Origin of the sequence: Bradyrhizobium sp. RP6 (assembly GCF_003837805.1) — a bacterium.
Taxonomy (GTDB): domain Bacteria; phylum Pseudomonadota; class Alphaproteobacteria; order Rhizobiales; family Xanthobacteraceae; genus Bradyrhizobium.
In genome coordinates, this window is sequence record NZ_RQIT01000003.1 from 153,673 (window position 1) to 174,397 (window position 20,725).

General features: G+C 64.0%; 22 protein-coding genes. 7 read left to right on the forward strand and 15 right to left on the reverse strand.

Translation table 11 applies throughout. The features are described 5' to 3' along the window. Positions 1–141: 141 nt before the first annotated feature. From EHH60_RS09590 to EHH60_RS09610, 5 genes are all read left to right on the forward strand, one after another. A complete protein-coding gene (locus EHH60_RS09590; RefSeq protein WP_124159221.1) occupies positions 142–1,254 on the forward strand; it encodes an AI-2E family transporter in 1,113 nt (370 codons plus the stop codon). Positions 1,255–1,332: 78 nt separating this feature from the next. Beyond that, complete coding sequence (locus tag EHH60_RS09595) at positions 1,333–1,704, forward strand: ElaB/YgaM/YqjD family protein (protein WP_124159222.1); 372 nt, start codon at positions 1,333–1,335, stop codon at positions 1,702–1,704. 84 nt (positions 1,705–1,788) lie between these two features. After that, positions 1,789–2,244 (forward strand): hypothetical protein, encoded by a 456-nt coding sequence (locus tag EHH60_RS09600; protein ID WP_124159223.1) that lies wholly within the window; start codon positions 1,789–1,791, stop codon positions 2,242–2,244. A gap of 188 nt (positions 2,245–2,432) precedes the next feature. Further along, on the forward strand, positions 2,433–3,575 hold the full coding sequence (locus EHH60_RS09605; protein WP_124159224.1) for an OpgC domain-containing protein: 1,143 nt from the start codon (positions 2,433–2,435) through the stop codon (positions 3,573–3,575). A 46-nt stretch (positions 3,576–3,621) separates the two neighbouring features. Further along, positions 3,622–4,266 carry a TetR/AcrR family transcriptional regulator gene (locus tag EHH60_RS09610; RefSeq protein WP_199751381.1) on the forward strand — a complete coding sequence of 215 codons (645 nt, stop codon included), beginning with the start codon at positions 3,622–3,624 and terminating at the stop codon, positions 4,264–4,266. Here EHH60_RS09610 and EHH60_RS09615 read toward each other — a convergent pair. The 15 genes from EHH60_RS09615 to urtA form a co-directional block, all read right to left on the reverse strand. After that, complete coding sequence (locus tag EHH60_RS09615) at positions 4,263–5,924, reverse strand: CHASE domain-containing protein (protein WP_124159226.1); 1,662 nt, start codon at positions 5,922–5,924, stop codon at positions 4,263–4,265. The genes EHH60_RS09610 and EHH60_RS09615 overlap by 4 nt on opposite strands. A 299-nt stretch (positions 5,925–6,223) precedes the next feature. Beyond that, positions 6,224–6,847 carry an urease accessory protein UreG gene (ureG, locus tag EHH60_RS09620; protein WP_124159227.1) on the reverse strand — a complete coding sequence of 208 codons (624 nt, stop codon included), beginning with the start codon at positions 6,845–6,847 and terminating at the stop codon, positions 6,224–6,226. Positions 6,848–6,885: 38 nt separating this feature from the next. Then, a complete protein-coding gene (locus EHH60_RS09625) occupies positions 6,886–7,614 on the reverse strand; it encodes an urease accessory protein UreF (protein WP_124159228.1) in 729 nt (242 codons plus the stop codon). Next, positions 7,595–8,203: an urease accessory protein UreE gene (locus tag EHH60_RS09630; RefSeq protein WP_124159229.1), complete on the reverse strand. Its 609-nt coding sequence runs from the start codon at positions 8,201–8,203 to the stop codon at positions 7,595–7,597. The genes EHH60_RS09625 and EHH60_RS09630 overlap by 20 nt, the downstream gene beginning before the upstream one ends. 13 nt (positions 8,204–8,216) lie before the next feature. Next, on the reverse strand, positions 8,217–8,516 hold the full coding sequence (locus EHH60_RS09635; protein ID WP_124159230.1) for a putative quinol monooxygenase: 300 nt from the start codon (positions 8,514–8,516) through the stop codon (positions 8,217–8,219). 138 nt (positions 8,517–8,654) lie between these two features. Further along, on the reverse strand, positions 8,655–10,370 hold the full coding sequence (gene ureC / locus EHH60_RS09640) for an urease subunit alpha (RefSeq protein WP_124159231.1): 1,716 nt from the start codon (positions 10,368–10,370) through the stop codon (positions 8,655–8,657). Positions 10,371–10,404: 34 nt separating this feature from the next. Beyond that, positions 10,405–10,944: an HD domain-containing protein gene (locus EHH60_RS09645; protein WP_124159232.1), complete on the reverse strand. Its 540-nt coding sequence runs from the start codon at positions 10,942–10,944 to the stop codon at positions 10,405–10,407. A gap of 57 nt (positions 10,945–11,001) precedes the next feature. After that, a complete protein-coding gene (locus EHH60_RS09650) occupies positions 11,002–11,307 on the reverse strand; it encodes an urease subunit beta (RefSeq protein WP_124159233.1) in 306 nt (101 codons plus the stop codon). Positions 11,308–11,316: 9 nt separating this feature from the next. Beyond that, positions 11,317–11,619, reverse strand: coding sequence for an urease subunit gamma (locus EHH60_RS09655; RefSeq protein ID WP_007605424.1), 303 nt, complete (start codon positions 11,617–11,619; stop codon positions 11,317–11,319). A gap of 40 nt (positions 11,620–11,659) precedes the next feature. Then, positions 11,660–12,490 carry an urease accessory protein UreD gene (locus EHH60_RS09660; RefSeq protein ID WP_124159234.1) on the reverse strand — a complete coding sequence of 277 codons (831 nt, stop codon included), beginning with the start codon at positions 12,488–12,490 and terminating at the stop codon, positions 11,660–11,662. 51 nt (positions 12,491–12,541) lie between these two features. Further along, a complete protein-coding gene (gene urtE / locus EHH60_RS09665; protein WP_124159235.1) occupies positions 12,542–13,237 on the reverse strand; it encodes an urea ABC transporter ATP-binding subunit UrtE in 696 nt (231 codons plus the stop codon). A 3-nt stretch (positions 13,238–13,240) separates the two neighbouring features. Further along, positions 13,241–14,002: an urea ABC transporter ATP-binding protein UrtD gene (gene urtD / locus EHH60_RS09670; protein ID WP_124159236.1), complete on the reverse strand. Its 762-nt coding sequence runs from the start codon at positions 14,000–14,002 to the stop codon at positions 13,241–13,243. Positions 14,003–14,008: 6 nt separating this feature from the next. Beyond that, on the reverse strand, positions 14,009–15,175 hold the full coding sequence (urtC, locus tag EHH60_RS09675; RefSeq protein WP_124159237.1) for an urea ABC transporter permease subunit UrtC: 1,167 nt from the start codon (positions 15,173–15,175) through the stop codon (positions 14,009–14,011). Next, a complete protein-coding gene (gene urtB / locus EHH60_RS09680) occupies positions 15,172–16,779 on the reverse strand; it encodes an urea ABC transporter permease subunit UrtB (RefSeq protein WP_124159238.1) in 1,608 nt (535 codons plus the stop codon). Before urtB ends, urtC begins: the two co-directional genes overlap by 4 nt. A gap of 83 nt (positions 16,780–16,862) precedes the next feature. Continuing rightward, on the reverse strand, positions 16,863–18,191 hold the full coding sequence (gene urtA, locus EHH60_RS09685; protein WP_124159239.1) for an urea ABC transporter substrate-binding protein: 1,329 nt from the start codon (positions 18,189–18,191) through the stop codon (positions 16,863–16,865). Positions 18,192–18,670: 479 nt separating this feature from the next. Here urtA and EHH60_RS09690 point away from each other — a divergent pair, with 479 nt between their 5' ends. Both EHH60_RS09690 and infA read left to right on the forward strand, forming a co-directional pair. After that, on the forward strand, positions 18,671–20,254 hold the full coding sequence (locus EHH60_RS09690; RefSeq protein ID WP_124159240.1) for a DEAD/DEAH box helicase: 1,584 nt from the start codon (positions 18,671–18,673) through the stop codon (positions 20,252–20,254). Between the two features lie 23 nt (positions 20,255–20,277). Further along, positions 20,278–20,565 carry a translation initiation factor IF-1 gene (gene infA, locus EHH60_RS09695; RefSeq protein ID WP_024340539.1) on the forward strand — a complete coding sequence of 96 codons (288 nt, stop codon included), beginning with the start codon at positions 20,278–20,280 and terminating at the stop codon, positions 20,563–20,565. Positions 20,566–20,725: the final 160 nt, after the last annotated feature.

A 20,725-nucleotide genomic window follows, 5' to 3' on the forward strand; every position in this document is an offset into this window, starting at 1 on the left:
GTTCCGGCGCAACGTGCGGCACCGACGTCACAGTCAAGCGAGCAGCCGTTCACGAAGCCGCGATGGAACCGGTGTGCTCTCCTTGCGTTGTGAAGTCGTCAATGGGCGCGCGGATCGCGGCTTCCGTGCAGGAGAGATATTGTGCGCGTCCTTCCAAGTGAGCGTCTGATTTCCGGCAACAGCGAAGGCGATCCGCTTCCCGAGAGCCGTGCCGAGTTGCCGCCGGTGATCCGCCGCACCGAATTCGTCGCGTTCGCGCTTGCAGGGCTGTTGCTGATTGCCATCGTTACCGTGCTCTACGTTGGAAGGGCGTTCTTCCTGCCCGTGGTGATGGCCTTCGTCACTGGCACGATGCTATCTCCGGCGGCGGGCTTTCTCGAGCGGTACAAGGTCCCCCGCAGCGTCGGCGCCGTCCTGATCGTGGTCGCGGTGACCGCGGTGGTCACCTTCATGGTGGCGCTGATCGCCTCGCCGGTGATGGAATGGAGCACGCGCCTTCCGGAGCTCGGTGCTCAGCTGAAGGACAAGCTCCACGTGTTCGACCGGCCGCTCGCGCTGTGGCGGGAGATGCAGGCCATGCTCGGCGCTTCGGAAGGATTGCCGAGCTTCCAGATCCCCAAGGTCGACTGGGTGCAGCCGACGATCGAATTCCTGTCACCGACCTTTACCGAATTCCTGCTGTTCTTCGTCACCCTGATCCTGTTCATCGCGAGCTGGCGCGACCTGAGGCGGGCCATGATCATGACCTTCAGCGATCGTGACGCGCGGCTGCGCACGCTGCGGATTCTCAACGAGATCGAGGTCCATCTCGGCAATTATCTCCTGACCGTCACCGTCATCAATGTCGGAGTTGGTGTCGCCACCGGCCTCATCTGCGCGCTCACCAGAATGCCCAATCCGGCGGGGCTCGGCGCGCTGGCAGCGACGCTCAACTTCATCCCGATCATCGGGCCGGTGGCGATGTTCGCGGTGCTGGTCGTGGTTGGGCTGATCGCCTTTCCGACTATCGGCGGCGGTCTGATAGCCGCACTCGCCTTCGGCGGCCTCACCTTTCTGGAGGGGCACTTCATCACGCCGACAATCATCGGACGGCGGCTGGCCCTGAATGCGCTCGCCGTGCTGCTCGCGCTCGCGTTCTGGACCTGGCTTTGGGGACCGATGGGCGCGTTCCTGTCGTCGCCGCTCCTGATCGTCGCGCTGATCCTGAAGGAGCACCTGCTGCCGGAGAATTCGCCGCAGCTCCCGCAAGCCTGACCGGTTTCCCCGAACGGAACTTACCCGGCGACGAAACGTTTTCCGCCCAACTCAGCCGTCAACAGCTCGGAGTTCCTGATGTCCACGACCAATGCCGAATCCGGGATGAGAGACTGGACCGACAAAGCCACCAGAGAACGCCTTGAGAAGGATGTAGCAGCCGTGAAAAGCGATATCGCCGCCCTCACCGACCAGATCACCGACGCACTCAACACCTTTGCCAATTCCACGAGCAAGCAGGCTCGCCGAGGCTATCGCCAGGCGCGCGACAACATGGATACCGCGATCGACGACGTGTCGGAGCGCGGCAGCGCGATGATGGAGGCAGCACAGGACGCCTACGGCTCCATCGAGGAGACGCTGGAAGACGCGATCACGCAGCGTCCGCTCGCGACCGTCGGACTCGCGCTCGGCATCGGCTTCCTGATCGGCGTTGCCTGGCGCCGGTAGAATCGCTAGCGCGTATCGAAGCGGCGGCGCGCCGCCGCTGTCGGCCCGTGACGATTCGGCTGGTGGGAATTGAGGAGTAAGGCCATGTTTCAGCGCATCATAGACGGGATCAGTGCATCCACCGGCACGACTGTCCGGCTGACCTCCCTTGCCGCTGGCGCGGCCTTGGCCCTGTTGGTGACGACAGGCTTCCTTTGTGCCGCCGCCTTCATCTCGGTCCTGGAGAAGTATGGCCCGGTGCAGGCCTGTCTTGCCGGCGCGGGCATCTTCTTCCTGCTGACCCTGGCCGCGGCAGGCTCTTATTGGGGCTACAAGCGCGAGGTGCAGAAGCGTGCCCGGATCGCGGCCGAGTGCGCTGCGAAGTCGGCCGCGCAGAGCATGCTTGCAGATCCAATGCTCCTCGCCACCGGGCTCCAGATCGTTCGCGCCATCGGGATGAAGCGGCTGTTGCCGATCCTGGCGATCGGCGGCGTCGCCCTCGGAATCCTGGCGAGCCGCGCCGGTGTCTCCGACGAGGTGTCGGCTGAACCTGCCGAGTAGCCGTCAGAGCCGGTTAGAAAATTTCGTCGCAAGCTCCGCGAGCGCGTCTCTCCGCATTCGATAGGGGCGACGCCGCGCAATTTTGCGCCCACTGGTGCAAACCCGGCCCCACTCACGCAAACGCTACTCGGATGGGCAGGCGGTTGCCGCTAAAAGCATCACCCTGATTCCAAAAGCTATTTTACTCAATGAAACCGTCCGTCAAGGCGAACCTCGCCGCATTCCATCACGACGCCAGGCTGTATTTGACGCTCGGCATTGCCAACTGGTCGGTTTTCGTCGACCACATTCCGAACAACGTCGTCAACCTGCTGACGCTGCGCAACTTCGGCTTCAGCGGTGCTGCGGACCTGTTCGTGTTCGTGGTGGGTTATGGCGTCGCCATCATCCACGGCAGGATGGCCCTGGAGCGCGGCTACGTGGTCGCGGCGACGCGAATCTTTCGCCGCGTCTGGCGGCTCTACGCCGCCTATGTCGTGCTGTTCGTGATCTATATCGACGCCATCGCCTACGTCGCCTCGCAATCGATGGCGCCGGAGATCATCCACGAATACAACATCTCGGGGATTCTCGAGCATCCGTTGCGGATCCTGATTCGCGGTCTCGTGCTCCAGGAAGAGCCGCTGAACCTCGACCTTCTGCAGTTGATGATTCCGCTGATGGCCTTCTTTCCGCTCGCGCTGTGGGGTCTGTTGCGACGGCCGAACCTGACGCTTGCGGCATCGGTGGCGCTGTATCTTGCCGCACGCTGGTTCGAGTGGAATTTTCGGGTCTCCCCCGACCAGGAGTGGACCTTCAATCCGCTCTGCTGGCAGATGCTGATGGTGCTGGGTGGATGGTTCGCCGTCACGGGCGCACCGGGGCAGGCGCTGCGCAACCTTCCCTGGCTGCGGATACTCGCAGGGAGCTATCTCGTCTTCGCGATGGCGGTCACCCTGTCGCGCCATTCGCCGGAACTGGCAGCCTATCTGCCGGGCCCGCTCCTCGACAGCATCGCGCCGACCGACAAGGAGAATCTCGCGCCTTATCGCGTGATTCACTTCCTAGCGCTCGCCTTGCTCGCGACCCATCTGGTTCCGGCCGATCACCCCGGCCTGCGATTGAAGCCGCTTCAGGCGGTCATACGATGCGGCGAGGAATGGCTCGCCGTGTTCTGCGTCGGCGTGTTCCTGTCCTTTGCCGGCCATCTCATCCTGATCACCAGCCCTAACCTGGTGGTGATGCAGATCGTGGTGAGCATCATCGGCTTCGCGGCGATGACCGCCGTCGCCTACTACGTCGCCTGGTCGAAGCGGCAGGACCTGCCTGCCGCCCTGAGGCAGCAGGCCTAGTCGCAAAATCGTGCGATTCTGCTAGGCCGAAGGCTATGGCTGCGCTATGCCGAAAGTCTGTGTGAGGAGACCGGGCGTGGCGGGGGCGAAAGGCGGGAGTGACGAGGCTGACAGCGCGCCCCGGCGCGGCCGGCCAAGGTCAATCGAGACCAGCAACGCCATTCTCGAGAGCGCCTATACGCTGATGGCCTCCACCGGCCTTGCCGCCACCACCATCGACGCGGTCGCGCGCCATTCCAGCGTCTCCAAGATGACGATCTACAAGTGGTGGCCGTCCCGCGAGGCGCTTTTGATCGACGCATTTCTCCACCACGCCGCGCAGATGCTGCCGCTGCCGCCGGCGAGTGCCGGCAACCCCGCGGCGCGCGCGCGCCGCCATGCCGCGGCCTATGCCGAAGCGCTCCAGGGCGAGTTCGGCAAGGTCCAGCTCGCCGTCATCTCCGAATGCATCTCGAAGACCGGCTCGGCGGAGCTGTTCTACGCGCGCTATCTGCAATTCCGCCGCGACGCGCTCGTCGAGATGATCGCCGCGGGCCAGCAGGATGGCAGCATTCTGGCCGAGGGCCTTCCCGAGGATCTCTACGATGCGATCTATGGCAGCCTGTTCTATCGCTACGTCTTCGGCATCACGCCGGTCACGCCGGCTTACGCGCGCAACCTCGTCGATCTCGTGTTGCGGCCGAAGGGTTAGCTGCGCACGGGCCTGACCGGCGCCGAGATCTTGTCCGTGCGGTCGCGCTCGGTCATGTCGACCACCGTCTCCATCGGTGCGGTCAATTCATAGACGTAGGAGACGTCGGTGAAGAAGCGCTTGGCGGTGCCCCCTAGCGCCTCGGGCGCAACGCGGTCGAGCAGGATCAGGCCGAAATCGGAATCGGGCCGGCGCGTCGCCTCGCTGGTGTTGAACTCCTCCCAGCGGAAATGGAAGACCTCGCTGCCGTCCTCTCCCGTCACCGTCCAGTTGGCGGTGATGTGTGGATGCTTTCCAACCAGCGACAGGCCCTCGTCGGAATGCGAGGCCAGCTCGAAGAACAGCAGCGACAGGCTCTGCGCCGCGCGTGCGCTGACCGCGATATCGGGACCGGTGACGGCGATGCGGTCGGCATGCGGGATGGCGCGCGCCTCGAACAGGCCCTTCAGCTTGACGCCCTGCCACTGGCTCTCGCTCAGCAGCGAGACCACGTTGGACATCGCGTGGATGCGCCCGATCAGCAGCTCGCGCGCGGTGTCGATGTCCGAGCCGTGGCGCAAGGTGCGAGTCACGATCGACTGGATCACCGCCAGGATGTTCTTGACGCGGTGGTTGAGCTCGTCGATGACCGCGGTCAGCCGGCGCTCGAACCCGATCCTGACCTGGATCTCCCGGCTGAGCCGCAGATTGTTGTAGGCGACATAGCCGAACAGGCCGCACACCATTGCCGTGATCGCAAAGCCGATTGCCGCCACGATGATCGCGGTCTGCTCGGCACGACGCGCCGAGTTGGTTTTCGCGTAGTAGCTGAGCTGCCAGTCACGCCCACCGAAGCTCACGGTGCGCGTCGCCGACGGCGCCGGCCCGTCCGCTGCAACCCTGCGCGACGAGACCACGCCCTGATCGTTGGCGATCAGCTCGCCGCCTTCCTTGCGCGGATCCCTAAGCGCGACCGCGAACACCGACAAGTCGTCATTGGTGAGCATCAGCGTGGCGAGCTCGTAGGAGAATGTGACGAAGCCGGCAGGCTCCGTTGCTCCCTCGGGAATGACGGGCGCAGCCACGATGATGCCGACGGCGCCGTTCCCTCGGATCAGCGGCACCGGGTCCGAGGCAACCGACCTCTTCTCGGCGCGCGCACGCGTCAGCATAGCGCTGCGAACGGGATCCTGATCGTAGCTGCGGCCGGGCAGCGTCTTGGTCTCGTTGCTGCGTGGCTCGAGGTCCATCAGCACGTCGATCGGCTGAGTGATTTCGGCCGGATTGATCGGCTTGTCGTCATAGGAACGGATCTGCGGATTTGGGAAGCCGGCGCCGGCGATCGCGGCCTGCGCCGCCGCGAGCTCGTTCGGCTTCAGCCGGGCGATCCAGCCGGCCACCACGAAATCGGTCTTGAAGGCGTAGATCGCCGAGCGCAGCGGCTCCAGCATGTTCGGCTTGATCACGGATGGCGTGCGGAACAGGCCTGAGGCGACACGCGCGAGCAGCTCCCGCTCGGTGAGGCGGTCCTGAACCAGGCTCGCATGAACGTCGATCGCACGCGCGAGCGCGATCCGATCCAGCGCCAGCTCCTGGTCGTGGACGCGATAGGCTGCAAGCCCGGAGAGCGAGACCCCGAGCAGAGCGATGAAGCCGATGATGAAACCCAGCCTGACCACGCGACTACTCAGGCGAAAGCAGGAGGTCGGCAATAAACACGGAGCATGTGAACGCCGCTTGAACGGCCATCTGCCGAGACAGGGGAGACCACAGTGGCGGAGATAATGGAGGAGGAGGCATCAGTACGCAACTTGGGTCGCCTGGAAAGCTTAATCCGCCCGGCCGATGGTCTGGCAGGGATGAATTTGCCCCGGGCGCCGGAGGTAGTTAATCGTCGTGTCCGAAATTTGTTCCGCGGTCACGGCGCCGCCCAAACGTTAACGGCGAGAAAATGCCTGCGCCAAGTGGTCGCGTCCCGTCAGCCCGGCCGTTTCAGGCCACCTTTGGCCTCGATGAAGCCGACAATTCGGTCGAGCCCCTCGCTTTTCTTCAGGTTGGTCATGACGAAGGGACGCTGGCCGCGCATGCGTCTCGCGTCCGTTTCCATCTTCTCCAGGGAGGCGCCCACATGGGGCGCGAGGTCGGTCTTGTTGATGACCAAGAGGTCGGACCGGGTGATGCCGGGGCCGCCTTTGGACGGGATCTTGTCGCCGGCGGCGACATCGATGACGTAGATGGTGAGGTCCGCCAGCTCTGGGGAAAAAGTGGCAGCGAGATTGTCGCCGCCCGACTCGATCAGCACGAGATCGAGTCCGGGAAACTTGGCGCGCATGTCCGCGACGGCGGCAAGGTTCATCGAGGCATCCTCGCGGATCGCGGTGTGCGGGCAGCCGCCGGTCTCGACCCCCGCGATGCGATCCGGCGTCAGCGATCCCGAACGCACCAGGAACTCCGCATCCCATTTGGTGTAGATGTCGTTGGTGATCGCCGCAATGTCGTAGCGCTCGCGCATGGTCTTGCAGAGCAGGTCCATCAGGGCGGTCTTGCCCGACCCGACCGGGCCGCCGACGCCGACACGCAAGGGGCCGTGGGATTTCGACATGTGATTCGCTCTCTCTCGATTGGTTGAAGCCGCGCCGGTCACGAGCGAAACAGCCGCGTATATTGCGTCTCATGCCGCAGGCTGGCGAGATCGGCCCGGAAGGTCGCGCTGCCGAGATCGTCCAATGCCGCGTCCAGCGCACGATCGGCGGTCGCGGCGACGGCGGCTTCCAGCCTTGCCAGCACACGCTGGCTATCGGTCTGGCCGAGCGGAATGAGCCGGCTGGCCGCCGAGATCCAGTTCGAGACCAGCGCATGCAGGAAAGCGTGCAACGTCGGCGCCAGCGGCACGGTGTGCATCGCGGCGACGACACCGACGGCAACGGGATAGACCAGCGGAGTGCTGCATGCCGCAATCATGGCATCCAGTCCGTCGGCATTCCACGCGGAGCGGGCGATGTCGATGAAGGCGCGGCCCTGCGAGGTCGTCTCGAGCTGCCGTTCGCGCGACGGCACGAAGGCGCTTGCGAGCCCGGCGATCTCGTTCAAAGCGGCAGTCTCGCCCGCTTCCGTGGCGCGATGGGCGTGGACCAGAAACGTCGCGTCACAAAAGCCGGAGCCGTCGCCGAGCATCGCATCGAGCCAATCCGCCAGCGAGGCGGCGTCGGTGATGTCGCCCGCCTCGACGGCCCATTCGAGGCCGCTGGAGTAGGAGAAACCGCCGACCGGGAACGCCGGCGACAGCCAGGTCATCAGCCGGTACAGCGCCGCTGCCTCACCCTCGGCAAGGGCACCGGCGCCGACCGGCTCATTTGTGGTCATGAGCATGCTTGTGGCCGTGGCGATGGTCGGGGTGGTCGCAATGCTCATCGTGGTGACCGTGGCCATGATCATGCGCGGCATGATCATGATCGTGGTGGCTGTGATCATGGTGATGATGGCCGTGATCGTGATGCGCATGGTCCTCGTGTCCATGGGCGTGGCTCGTATCGACATAGGCCCCGCCCTCGGGATCGAACGGCGCCTCGATCTCGATCACGCGGGCGCCGAGGCCCTTTACCATGGCTTCGATGACGTGGTCGCGGCGAATGCGCAAGGCTTTGGCCATGATCTGCGTCGGCAGATGGCGATTGCCGAGATGCCAGCCGACCCGGATGAGATGGTGCGGATCGCGGCCGCGGATCTCGAGCAGCGGCTCGGGCGCCGCGACCACTTCGATCAGCCGGCCGTCCTCCAGCACCAGCGCGTCGCCGCCGCGCAGCGCAACGGCATGCTCCAGGTCGAGCAGGAATTCGAGGCCGCGCGTGCCGGTCATCGCCATGCGGCGGCGGTGCCGGTCGTCGAAATCGAGCACGACCGTATCCACCGGCGCTTCCGTGAAGCGGTGCTGTCCCTTGACCTGCGTCGCCCGGATCATGCGTCTTACCTCTTTACCGTGTCTCGACCTTCTCGGGCGTGATGATTTCGATCTTCGGCGGCGCCGTGAAGCATTTCACCGCGACGCGGCCAAACGTCTTCATGTGCTCCATGGCGCGATGCGGCACCAGCGCCTCGGCGTTCTCCCACTGCTCGACGAACACCATCTTGGCAGGATCGGTGACGCTCTCGTGCAAATCATAGGCGATATTGCCGGGCTCCTTCCGCGTCTCCTTGATGCAGGCCGTGGCGGCTGCAATGAACTCGGCGCGCGTTTCGGGCTTGATGGTCAAGGTTGCAACGACGTAGATCACGAGAAATCCTCCCGGCTTTTCTTCTGAGGGTTAAGATACCGGGCGGGACATTAGACCAGGCGGCACCGAACGCAAAACCGCAAAAGGCCGTTCCCGGACACGCGGCCAGACTTCCCCTCCATGCGTTGAGGCGCTATTTCAGTACATGAAATATCGCTGCGCCATCGGCAGCACCTCCGCAGGCGGGCAGGTCAGCAGCTCGCCATCGGCGCGCACCTCGTAGGTCTCCGGATCGACCTCGATGTTGGGCGTGGCATCGTTGTGGATCATGCTCTTCTTGGAGATCCTGCCGCGGGTGTTCTGGACGGCATAGAGCTTCTTGTCGATGCCGAGCTTTCGCGCCAGCCCAGTGGTGACCGCGGCCTTGGAAGTGAACACCACCGAGGATGCCGTACGCGCCTTGCCGAACGCGCCGAACATCGGCTGGTAATGCACCGGCTGCGGCGTCGGGATCGAGGCGTTAGGATCGCCCATGGGCGCCGCGACGATCGTGCCGCCTTTGACAATGCAGTCCGGCTTGACGCCGAAGAAAGCCGGCGACCACAGCACGAGATCGGCCAGCTTGCCCTTCTCCACCGAGCCGATCAGCTTCGACACGCCATGCGCGATCGCGGGATTGATCGTGTACTTGGCGATGTAGCGCTTGACGCGGAAATTGTCGTTGTCCCTGCCCTTGTCCTGCGGCAACGACCCGCGCTGCTTCTTCATCTTGTCGGCAGTCTGCCAGGTCCGGATGATGACCTCGCCGAGACGGCCCATCGCCTGGGAGTCCGAGGACATCATCGAGAGCGCGCCGAGGTCGTGCAGGATGTCTTCGGCCGCGATCGTCTCCTTGCGGATGCGGCTTTCGGCGAACGCCAGATCTTCCGCGATGGACGGATCGAGATGGTGGCACACCATCAGCATGTCCAGATGCTCGTCGATGGTGTTGCGGGTGAAGGGCCGTGTCGGATTGGTCGAGGACGGCAGCACGTTCTTCAGCCCGGCTACCTTGATGATATCAGGGGCATGGCCGCCGCCGGCGCCTTCGGTGTGGAAGGCGTGGATGGTGCGGCCCTTGAAGGCCTTGATCGTGTCCTCGACGAAGCCGGATTCGTTCAGCGTGTCGGTGTGGATCATCACCTGGATGTCGTGATCGTCGGCGACCGACAGGCAATTGTCGATCGCGGCCGGCGTGGTACCCCAATCCTCGTGCAGCTTCAGCGCACAGGCGCCGGCCTTGATCATCTCGACCAGCGCGGCGGGGCGCGACGCGTTCCCCTTGCCGGAAATGCCGAGATTGACCGGGAAGGCGTCGAACGACTGGATCATCCGCCCTATGTGCCACGGCCCCGGTGTGCAGGTGGTCGCGAAAGTGCCATGGGACGGTCCTGTGCCTCCGCCCAGCATCGAGGTAACCCCTGACATCAGCGCGTGCTCGATCTGCTGCGGACAGATGAAATGGATGTGGCTGTCGAAGCCGCCGGCGGTGAGGATCTTGCCTTCGCCCGCAATCACGTCGGTGCCGGGGCCGATGATGATGGTGACGCCCGGCTGGATATCGGGATTGCCGGCCTTGCCGATCCCGGAGATCATGCCGTCCTTGATGGCGACGTCGGCCTTCACGATGCCCCAGTGATCGACGATCAGCGCATTGGTGATGACGGTATCGGCCGCGCCCTGCCTATTGGTGACCTGCGACTGCCCCATGCCATCGCGGATCACCTTGCCGCCGCCGAACTTCACCTCCTCGCCATAGGTGGTGAAATCCTTCTCGACCTCGATAATCAGATCGGTGTCGGCGAGGCGTACCTTGTCGCCGGTGGTGGGGCCGAACATGTCGGCATAGACGGAACGCTTCATCTTGACGGACATCACAAGCCCCGTTTGCGTTTGAATGTCTGGTGGGTCATAGCAGCGCCCTCGCTGCTTTCACGGCATCATCGAATTTCTCGTCGAGCCACGCATTGCCGCCGCGGCAACCCGCCACGACCTGCGTGGCCCACGCGATGTAATCGGCGAGATCCTCGCGCTCCTCAGCACTCGGGTCGGTTTGAATGCGCGCGCCCGTGTTGCTGATCTTGTCGGCGATCTTGATCAGCTTGGCACCCTGCGATTTATGGGGCGCGTCCTCGATCTGTTTCTGCCGCCGTTTTGCCTTCGGCAGGCTCATGTCATCGGTGCATTCGGCGACGAGGGAAGCGACACGCTCGGAAAATCTCTGTGCCAGCTCCTCGCGCGTGGTGTCGGTGTCCTCAATGGTGTCATGCAGCCAGCCGGCCGCGACCAGCTCGGCGTCAGCCCCATCGGTCGCGGTCGCAAGCAGGTTCGCGACCTCGGCGAGATGATTGATGTAGGGCTCGTTGCCGCGGCCCTTACGCGCCATGCCGTTGTGGCGGTGCGCGGCGAGTTCGGCAGCTTCCGAGACGAGGCGGATGGGGGACAGCATGAAAAAAACCTCCGTTTCCGCCTCAACCGTGCCGCGCCGCGCTCGTTCCTCCGGGTGTCACAGCTTGCCCATGATGTCGCCGCGGAAACCGTAGATGGTCTTCTTGCCGGCCACGGCGACGAGCTGCACGTCGCGGGTCTGGCCGGGCTCGAAGCGGACGGCGGTGCCGGCGGCGATGTCGAGGCGCATGCCGCGGGCCTTTTTACGGTCGAACTTCAGCGCGGGGTTGGTCTCGAAGAAATGGTAGTGCGAGCCAACCTGGATCGGGCGGTCGCCGGTGTTGGCGACCGTCAGCGTCACGGTCTTGCGGCCGGCATTGAGCTCGATCTCGCCGTCCTGGATGAAGAGTTCGCCGGGGATCATGTCGCACTCCTATCGGATCGGCTCGTGCACGGTGACGAGCTTGGTGCCATCTGGAAAGGTCGCCTCGACCTGAATGTCGTGGATCATCTCGGGAATGCCGGGCATCACCTGATCGCGGGTCAGCACCTGCGCGCCGGATTGCATCAGCTCGGCAACGGTGCGGCCGTCGCGCGCGCCTTCGAGGATGAAATCGGAGATGATCGCGATCGCCTCGGGATGGTTGAGCTTGACGCCGCGATCCAGCCTGCGGCGCGCCACGATCGCCGCCATCGAGATCAAAAGCTTGTCCTTTTCGCGGGGAGACAGGTTCATGCGAAATCTCTTCCGTTCAACACGTCAATTCAACCCGTGATCAGTTCAGCCAGAGTCGCGGCAGGGCTACACCGGTGCGCGCCAGCACCGCCATCATGTCGGCGCGCAAACGCGCCGCATCTTGGGCACAGAACCGCGCCATTGCAAAGCCATTCCAGGCGGATATCCCGACCTCGCCGGAGAAAGGCTCCGACGCCTCGCGGATACGCTCGACCAGTGCCTCATCGCCGGGCACGATCAGAGCCGTGCCGATCGCCGCGCCACCCCTGGCGACCGCTGATCGCGCGAGCTTTGCGCCGATATGGCCGTCGAGCCTGACCGTTTCCGCGAAGACCAGCTTGCCGCCGCGGGAAAGCCGCCAGCGGTCGACGAACTCGCCCTGCTCCATCCGCTCGCCCATGGCGGTGCGGCCGAACACGACGATCTCGCAAAGCAGGAGCGAAGCGTTCTCGTCGAGCGCTATGTCGAAGCGGCGGTGAACCCGGGCGCGATCGAACAGGATCGTCTCCTGTGGCAGCCAGGCGAGATGTGCACCCGCGGCGACCTTCAAGGCAATCCCGAGCTGCGCCGCGGGCCCGGGCGCGCGATAGACCTTTTCGGCCGCCGCGGTGGTCAGTGTCAGCCGCGAGCTATCCGCCGCCGATATCTCGATGTCGAAGCGATCACCACCGGCGACGCCGCCGGCGGTGTTGACGAACACGCCGGAGAGGCCCTCGTCTTCGGGCGAAGGAAAGCGCACGCGGAGCGAACCGGATTCATGCAAGGCCCCGCGCCGCGTCACACCGTCACGAGCGTGCACGTCTAACCTGACAGCGCCGCGGGCGCGGTTGGCCTCGAACACCGAACTTGTCGCTGAAGCGTCGCTGCGCATCCGTCTCCCCAGCCGGTCGCGGCAGGATTTCTTGGCTTACCGGTCCCCGACTTACAGCGCCATCTGGCGGCTGATCTCGCCGGGATCCAGGTTGGCGCGACCGCAGGTGAACTTCACCGCGCCGCGATCCATCACCGCGAAACTGTCGCCGAGTTCGCAGGCAAAGTCGAGATATTGTTCGACCAGCACGATGGCGATGTTGCCGAGGTTGCGCAGGTAGGAGATAGCCCGGCCGATGTCCTTGATGATTGAGGGCTGGATGCCCTCGGTCGGCTCGTCCAGCAGAAGCAGCTTCGGCCGCATCACCAGTGCGCGGCCGATCGCGAGCTGCTGCTGCTGGCCACCGGAGAGGTCGCCGCCGCGCCGGCCGAGCATGGATTGCAGCACCGGAAACAGCGAGAACACGTCGTCCGGAATATGCTTGTCTTCGCGCTTGAGCGGCCCGAAGCCGGTCTTGAGATTTTCCTCGACCGTCAGCAGCGGAAAGATCTCGCGGCCCTGTGGGACGAAACCGATGCCCTTGCGCGCACGCTCATAGGGCTTCAGACCCGTGATATCGCTGCCATCGAACACGATCGTGCCCGAGGAGATCGGATATTGCCCGACCATGGCACGCAAGAGAGAGGTCTTGCCGACGCCGTTACGCCCCAGCACGCAAGTCACCTTGCCGGGCTCCGCCGAGATCGAGACGCCGCGCAGCGCCTGCGCCGCACCGTAGAACAGGTTGATGTTCTTGACCTCAAGCATGGCTCAGCGCCCCAGATAGACTTCGATGACCCGCTCGTTGGACGAGACCTGGTCGATGGTTCCTTCCGCGAGCACGGTGCCTTCGTGCAGGCAGGTGACCTTGACGCCGAGCTCGCGCACGAAGGTCATGTCGTGCTCGACCACCATGACGGTGTGGGTCTTGTTGATCTCCTTGAGCAGCTCGGCCGTGAGATGCGTCTCGACGTCGGTCATGCCGGCGACGGGCTCATCGACGAGGAGCAGCTTGGGGTCCTGCGCGAGCAGCATGCCGATCTCGAGCCACTGTTTCTGGCCGTGACTGAGACTGCCCGCGAGGCGGTTGCGGGCGTCGGTGAGACGGATCGTTTCCAGCACCCTGTCAATGCGCTCGGATTCCGCCTTGCTGCCGCGCCAGAACAGCGTGGCCTTGACGCTGTGGTCGACATTGAGCGCGAGCAGCAGATTGTCCTGCACGGTCTGGCTCTCGAACACGGTCGGCTTCTGGAATTTCCGGCCGATGCCGAGCTCGGCGATCCGGGTCTCGTCGAGCCGCGTCAGGTCGGTGACGCCGTCGAACAGCACGGCACCCTCGTCGGGCTTGGTCTTCCCGGTGATGATGTCCATCATCGTGGTCTTGCCGGCGCCGTTCGGGCCGATGATGGCGCGCATCTCGCCGGGCTCGAGCGTCAGTGACAGATTGTTGATGGCGTGGAAGCCGTCGAAGGAGACGTGCACGCCATCGAGATAGAGCATCGCGGAGGTCGCGCGGGTGTCCATGACGTTCATGACCGCCTACTCCGCCATCTTGGGTTCTGTGACGCCGTCTTCGGCCGCGACGCTCACAGAGGTCGCGGCGCGCTTTTCGTTCGACTGGGCCAACCAGGCATTGAAGGTGCCGACGATGCCCTTCGGCAGCAGCAGGGTCACCAGGATGAACAGCGCGCCCAGCATGAACAGCCAGTACGGCGCCAGCATGCCGGAGGTGAAGAACGTCTTGGCGTAGTTGACGACAACGGCGCCGAGCGCGGCACCGACCAGCGTCCCGCGGCCACCGACCGCGACCCAGATCACCGCCTCGATCGAGTTACCCGGAGCGAACTCGCTCGGATTGATGATGCCGACCTGCGGCACGTAGAGCGCACCGGCGACGCCGGCCATGCAGGCCGAAACCGTAAACACGAACAGCTTGTAGGATTCGACGCGGTAGCCGAGGAAGCGCGTCCGCGATTCCGCGTCACGCACCGCGATCAGCACCTTGCCGAGCTTGGATGAGACGATGGCGCGGCAGATCAGAAAACCCATGATCAGTGCCAGGCAGCTCAGCGCGAACAGCGCGGCACGGGTGCCCTCCGCCTGCACGTTGAACCCCAGAATGTCCTTGAAGTCGGTGAGGCCGTTGTTGCCGCCGAAGCCGAAATCGTTGCGGAAGAAGGCGAGCAGCAGCGCATAGGTCATCGCCTGCGTGATGATCGACAGGTACACGCCGGTGACGCGGGAGCGAAAGGCGAGCCAGCCGAAGCAGAAGGCGAGCAGGCCCGGTACGACCAGCACCATCAGCGCGGCAAACCAGAACATGTCGAAGCCGTACCAGTACCAGGGCAGCTTCTGCCAGTTCAGGAACACCATGAAATCCGGCAGGATCGGATTGCCATAGACGCCGCGGGTACCGATCTGCCGCATCAGGTACATGCCCATGGCGTAGCCGCCGAGCGCAAAGAAGGCGCCGTGGCCGAGCGAGAGGATGCCGCAATAGCCCCAGATCAGGTCGATCGAGAGCGCGAGGATGGCGTAGCAGACATATTTGCCCCAGAGCGCGACGAGATAGGTCGGCACCTGCAGGAACGAGTCCGCGGGCAACAGCAGGTTGGAGAGTGGGATGAGGATGCCGCAGGCGGCGACGACGGCGAGGAAGATCGTCGCGCCACGGTCCAGCGATCGCGTCAGCATGTGAGGGGTCATGCTTCCACCGCACGGCCCTTGAGCGCGAACAGGCCGCGCGGCCGCTTCTGAATGAACAGGATGATGAGGACCAGGATCGCGATCTTGCCGAGCACGGCGCCGGCGACCGGCTCCAGGAATTTGTTGGCGATGCCGAGCGTGAACGCGCCGACCAAGGTGCCCCAGAGGTTGCCGACCCCGCCGAACACCACGACCATGAAACTGTCGATGATGTAACTCTGGCCAAGATTGGGGCTGACATTGTCGATCTGCGACAACGCCACGCCGGCAATACCGGCAATACCGGAGCCGAGTCCAAAAGTCAGCGCGTCGACGCGCGAGGTGGCGATACCCATCGAGGCCGCCATGCGGCGGTTCTGCGTCACCGCGCGCATCTCCAGCCCCAGCGCGGTATAGCGCAGCATCGCGAGCAGGATTGCGAACACGGCGAGCGTGAAGCAGAGGATCCAGAGCCGGTTATAGGTGATGGTGATCTGGCCGAGCTCGAACGCGCCGCTCATCCACGAGGGGTTGCCGACCTCACGATTGGTCGGACCGAACATGGTTCGCACCGCCTGCTGCAGCACGAGCGACAGGCCCCAGGTCGCCAGCAGCGTCTCGAGCGGCCGACCGTAGAGGAAACGGATGATGCTGCGCTCGATCAGCACGCCGATGGCGCCGGCAACCAGGAAGGCGAGAGGCACGGCGATCAGCAGCGAATAGTCGAACAGGCCGGGATAGCGGGTGCGGATCACCTCCTGCACCACGAAGGTGGTGTAGGCCCCGATCATCACCATCTCGCCGTGCGCCATGTTGATGACGCCCATCACGCCGAAGGTGATGGCGAGTCCGATCGCCGCGAGCAACAGCACCGAGCCGAGCGAGAGGCCGTACCAGGCGTTCTGCACCATGGACCAGACCGCGAGCGAGCTCTGGATCGAGCCGATCGCGCTGGCGGCGGCCTTAGTTACCGACGCCGGCTGGTCGCCCATGCCGGTGAGCAGCGCCAGCGCATCCTGGTCGCCGCGCGCCTTGAGGGTGGCCACTGCCTCGAGCTTCTCGACCTCGCTGGCGTCGGACTTGAACAGCAGGATCGCGGCGCGGGCCTCACCGAGCGCGGTCTTGACGGATCTGTTGGTCTCCTTGGCAAGCGCAGCATCAACCGCCTCGAGGGCGGTCTCCTCGTGCGACTTGAACACCGACTGCGCTGCCTGCAGGCGCGTTCCCACATCCGGCGATTGAAGCGTCAGGCTGCCGATCGCGGCATCGACGCTGCGGCGAAGACGGTTGTTGAGACGGACCGCGCTCGCACTGTCCGGAACGGCGGCGACCGCCTCGCCGGTCGCAGCGTCGATCGACTTGCCGTCGGCGCCGGTGACGTAAACCTTCTTGCTGTCGGAATCAGCCATGAGGCGGCCGTCCTGGAGCGCGCTGATGATGGGAAAGGCCAGCTTGTTGCCGCTGCTCGCGACCACACCGATCGCCTCTTCCGTGTCGGAAAAATCGTCATTGGCGAATTTGGCGACCGCATCCTCGAACGGACCGGCGAAGGCCGGCAGCGCGAACGCGATCAGAAACAAAGAGAGTGCAAGCGTGCAGAGACGGGCGGACAAATGGGCTGGCACTGTGAATGACCCCGGCAGAAATGAGTGGAGAAGGCGGCGGGATCGCCGCCCTCTCCGATCTTGCAATGGACGTCAGATCCGGATCAGGAGCCCGAACCGAGACACTTGTTGGTCTTGGTGTTGAAGTTGCCGCACTTCTTGCCGACCCAGTCGCCGATCAGGTCCTTGGAGCCTTCGAGCTCCTTCGACCAGGCATCGCCCGCGACGAGCCCGGGGGTCTTCCAGACCACGTCGAACTGGCCGTTCGCCTTGATCTCGCCGATGAACACCGGCTTGGTGATGTGGTGGTTCGGCAGCATCTTCGACACGCCGCCGGTCAGGTTCGGCGCCTCGATGCCGGGAAGCGCGTCGATCACCTTGTCCGGATCGGTCGACTTCACCTTCTCCACCGCCTTCACCCACATGTTGAAGCCGATCACGTGCGCTTCCATCGGATCGTTGGTCACGCGCTTGGGATTCTTGGTGTAGGCCTGCCAGTCCTTGATGAACTTCTCGTTCGACCCGTCCTTGGTCTTGATCGACTCGAAGTAGTTCCAGGCGGCGAGATGACCGACCAGCGGCTTGGTGTCGATGCCGGCGAGCTCTTCCTCACCCACGGAGAACGCAACGACCGGGATGTCCTTTGCCTTGATGCCCTGGTTGCCGAGCTCCTTGTAGAAGGGAACGTTGGCGTCGCCGTTGATGGTCGAGACCACCGCGGTTTTCTTGCCGGCCGAGCCGAACTTCTTGATGTCGGCCACGATCGTCTGCCAGTCGGAGTGACCGAACGGCGTGTAGTTGATCATGATGTCTTCCTGGGCGACACCCTTCGACTTCAGATAGGCTTCCAGGATCTTGTTGGTCGTGCGCGGATAGACGTAGTCGGTGCCCGCGAGCACCCAGCGCTTCACCTTCTCTTCCTTCATCAGATAGTCGACGGCCGGGATCGCCTGCTGGTTCGGCGCCGCACCCGTGTAGAACACGTTGCGCTCGCTCTCCTCACCCTCGTACTGAACGGGGTAGAACAGGATGTTATTCAGCTCCTTGAAGACCGGGAGCACCGACTTGCGCGACACCGAGGTCCAGCAGCCGAACACGACCGAGACCTTGTCCTTGGTGATCAGCTCGCGCGCCTTTTCGGCGAACAGCGGCCAGTTCGAAGCGGGGTCGACGACGACGGCTTCCAGCTTCTTGCCGAGCACGCCGCCCTTCTTGTTCTGCTCATCGATCAGGAAGAGGATGGTATCCTTCAGGGTGGTTTCGCTGATCGCCATGGTGCCGGACAGGGAGTGGAGCACGCCGACCTTGATGGTGTCGTCCGCGGCCTTCGCGCCAGTCAATGAAGCCAGACCAAGCACCAGTCCGGCGGTCGCGGCGAGCACGCCGCGGCGGCTCAATGACGCCGCTATATCGTGAGTGGATTTCCTAAACATGAGTGTCTCATCTCCCTGACGCAGACGTGAAAATGCTGCGAAACGGCCCCGCGGCCGCCTGCGATTAACGGAATCGCAAGAACCATGCCATGGGCTGATCACTTATCAACCGGTTGAATTTACTTAGGTAATTGGCAGAATTCGAAGTTTCCGCGCAGTCAGACCGCCCAAACTCTAGGCAATCAAAATGTATGCAAAAGCGGCAGTCAGTTTATTTTTTGAGCAAACCGCCAATTCTGGCTAAATTTCCGGCATCACTATTTTTGCACCGCAATTGCAGTTTCGGACGCGTTTGCCTTGAAAGCGCCCCCTCGATGTTCCATATGACCTCCCGAGACCTCTTGCGAATCAAGGGGTCATAGCGAGCCGCGTGTTCTTAAGCCCGTATGGGCCTCTGGCTTGCCCCATTCTCCCAAGCCCATCCGACACCCCAAACACGCAGGTGTCTTCTCGACACCCTTTTGCGCGCGCCGCGCCGAATGCGCCGGGCGCCCGCTTTTGACATGGAAAGAACCCCTCTTTTGACTTCGTTTCAGGATTTCGGCCTCGCCGAACCCATCGCGCGCGCTCTTCGTGAAGAGAACTACGTCACCCCCACTCCGATCCAGGCCCAGACCATTCCGACCGCACTGACTGGCCGCGACGTCGTCGGCATCGCCCAGACCGGAACCGGCAAGACCGCGTCTTTCGCGCTGCCGATCCTTCACCGGCTGCTCGAGAACCGCATCAAGCCGCAGCCCAAAACCTGCCGCGTACTCGTGCTCTCGCCGACCCGCGAACTGTCCGGCCAGATACTCGACAGCTTCAACGCCTACGGCCGTCACCTCCGGCTGTCATCGACGCTCGCCATCGGCGGTGTGCCGATGGGCCGCCAGGTCCGCGCCTTGATGCAGGGTGTCGACGTTCTGGTCGCCACCCCAGGCCGCCTGCTCGACCTCGTGCAGAGCAACGGGCTGAAGCTTTCCAGCGTCGAGTTCCTCGTGCTCGACGAGGCCGACCGCATGCTCGACATGGGGTTCATCAACGATATCCGCAAAATCGTCGCGAAGCTGCCGATCAAGCGGCAGACGCTGTTCTTCTCGGCGACCATGCCCAAGGACATCGCCGAGCTCGCCGATTCCATGCTGCGCGATCCGGCCCGCGTCGCGGTGACCCCGGTCTCCTCGACCGCCGAGCGGATCAACCAGCGCATCCTGCAGGTCGACTTCTCTTCCAAGCCCGCCTTCCTGACCAAGCTCCTGAAGGACGAGCCGATCAACCGCGCACTGGTTTTCACCCGCACCAAGCACGGCGCCGACAAGGTGGTGAAGACCCTTGAAAAGGCCGGCATTGCCGCGAGCGCCATCCACGGCAACAAGTCCCAGAACCATCGCGAGCGGACGCTCGCGCAGTTCCGCTCCGGCGAGATCCGCACCCTGGTTGCCACCGACATCGCCGCCCGCGGCATCGACGTCGACGGCATCACCCACGTCATCAATTTCGACCTGCCCAATGTCCCCGAGACCTACGTTCACCGCATCGGTCGCACCGCCCGCGCGGGCGCCGACGGCACTGCGATCTCGCTGGTCGCAGGCGGCGAGGAGCTCAGCTATCTCCGCGATATCGAGCGGCTGATCCGCGTCGCCCTGCCGCGCGAGGACCACCGCACCGACGCCGGCCGCCGCGATACCGGCCCCGCCTCGTCGCAGCAACGACAGGGCCGGCCGGGCGGCCGCCCCGGCCAGCGCCCCCAGGGCGCACGGCACGGTGACGGGAGGCGTGCCGACGAAAGACATGGCGACGGGCGCCACCACGGTGCCGGCAAGCACGGCGACGGAAGGCACGGTGAAGGACGGCACACCGAGGTAAGGCATGCCGACGGACGGCCTGGCACTGGCCCGAATGCCCCGAAGGGTTCTCGCCGCCGCCGCTCCGGTGGTAAGATGCATTCATCGCCTGTCGACCGTCCGGAACAGCGTTCCGCGCATAGCGCCGGGACGCCCGATGGGATACAAGGCGTTGCCTTTTTGCGCCGCGAGAGTCGGCCAAACAGCCAACCGAACCGCAAACCCTATTCGCACTAGCCGTCCACGACCTGGAGAAATTCATGGCTAAGGAAGAGCTGATCCAGTTCGAAGGACTGGTCACCGAAATCCTCCCCGACGCCCGCTACCGCGTGCAACTCGACGCCGGACACGAGATCGTTGCCTATACCGCCGGCAAGATGAAGAAGAACCGCATCAAGACGCTGGCGGGCGACCGCGTGACGGTCGAGATGTCGCCGTACGACCTCGAGAAGGGCCGGCTGATTTTCCGCCACAAAGACGAGCGTCCCAGCACGGCAGGCGGACCGCCCCGTCCCGGACAGCGCGGCGGCCAGTTCCGCCGCCGCTGATCGGGCTACGGCGCGCACCTGCGGCATAGAACTCTTAGATATTGATCCGCCGCCGACATCGCGGCGGATCAAAAATTCGTGCACGCCCGGATTGTTTCGGGCTCCTGTTTCCGATAAAATGAATTAATCGATTTTCGGCCGGACGACATTGGCATCCACC

Bases quoted from the DNA above. Each gene is read 5' to 3' on its own strand.
- urtE (WP_124159235.1), bottom strand. From the start codon at position 13,237: ATGCTTGAGGTCAAGAACATCAACCTGTTCTACGGTGCGGCGCAGGCG.
- urtC (WP_124159237.1), bottom strand. From the start codon at position 15,175: ATGACCCCTCACATGCTGACGCGATCGCTGGACCGTGGCGCGACGATC.
- EHH60_RS09600 (WP_124159223.1), top strand. From the start codon at position 1,789: ATGTTTCAGCGCATCATAGACGGGATCAGTGCATCCACCGGCACGACT.
- EHH60_RS09610 (WP_199751381.1), top strand. From the start codon at position 3,622: ATGCCGAAAGTCTGTGTGAGGAGACCGGGCGTGGCGGGGGCGAAAGGC.
- ureG (WP_124159227.1), bottom strand. From the start codon at position 6,847: ATGTCGAAATCCCACGGCCCCTTGCGTGTCGGCGTCGGCGGCCCGGTC.
- EHH60_RS09625 (WP_124159228.1), bottom strand. From the start codon at position 7,614: ATGCTCATGACCACAAATGAGCCGGTCGGCGCCGGTGCCCTTGCCGAG.
- infA (WP_024340539.1), top strand. From the start codon at position 20,278: ATGGCTAAGGAAGAGCTGATCCAGTTCGAAGGACTGGTCACCGAAATC.
- ureC (WP_124159231.1), bottom strand. From the start codon at position 10,370: ATGTCCGTCAAGATGAAGCGTTCCGTCTATGCCGACATGTTCGGCCCC.
- EHH60_RS09595 (WP_124159222.1), top strand. From the start codon at position 1,333: ATGTCCACGACCAATGCCGAATCCGGGATGAGAGACTGGACCGACAAA.
- EHH60_RS09650 (WP_124159233.1), bottom strand. From the start codon at position 11,307: ATGATCCCCGGCGAACTCTTCATCCAGGACGGCGAGATCGAGCTCAAT.
- urtA (WP_124159239.1), bottom strand. From the start codon at position 18,191: ATGTTTAGGAAATCCACTCACGATATAGCGGCGTCATTGAGCCGCCGC.
- EHH60_RS09655 (WP_007605424.1), bottom strand. From the start codon at position 11,619: ATGAACCTGTCTCCCCGCGAAAAGGACAAGCTTTTGATCTCGATGGCG.
- urtD (WP_124159236.1), bottom strand. From the start codon at position 14,002: ATGAACGTCATGGACACCCGCGCGACCTCCGCGATGCTCTATCTCGAT.
- EHH60_RS09630 (WP_124159229.1), bottom strand. From the start codon at position 8,203: ATGATCCGGGCGACGCAGGTCAAGGGACAGCACCGCTTCACGGAAGCG.
- EHH60_RS09660 (WP_124159234.1), bottom strand. From the start codon at position 12,490: ATGCGCAGCGACGCTTCAGCGACAAGTTCGGTGTTCGAGGCCAACCGC.
- EHH60_RS09605 (WP_124159224.1), top strand. From the start codon at position 2,433: ATGAAACCGTCCGTCAAGGCGAACCTCGCCGCATTCCATCACGACGCC.
- EHH60_RS09645 (WP_124159232.1), bottom strand. From the start codon at position 10,944: ATGCTGTCCCCCATCCGCCTCGTCTCGGAAGCTGCCGAACTCGCCGCG.
- EHH60_RS09690 (WP_124159240.1), top strand. From the start codon at position 18,671: ATGCGCCGGGCGCCCGCTTTTGACATGGAAAGAACCCCTCTTTTGACT.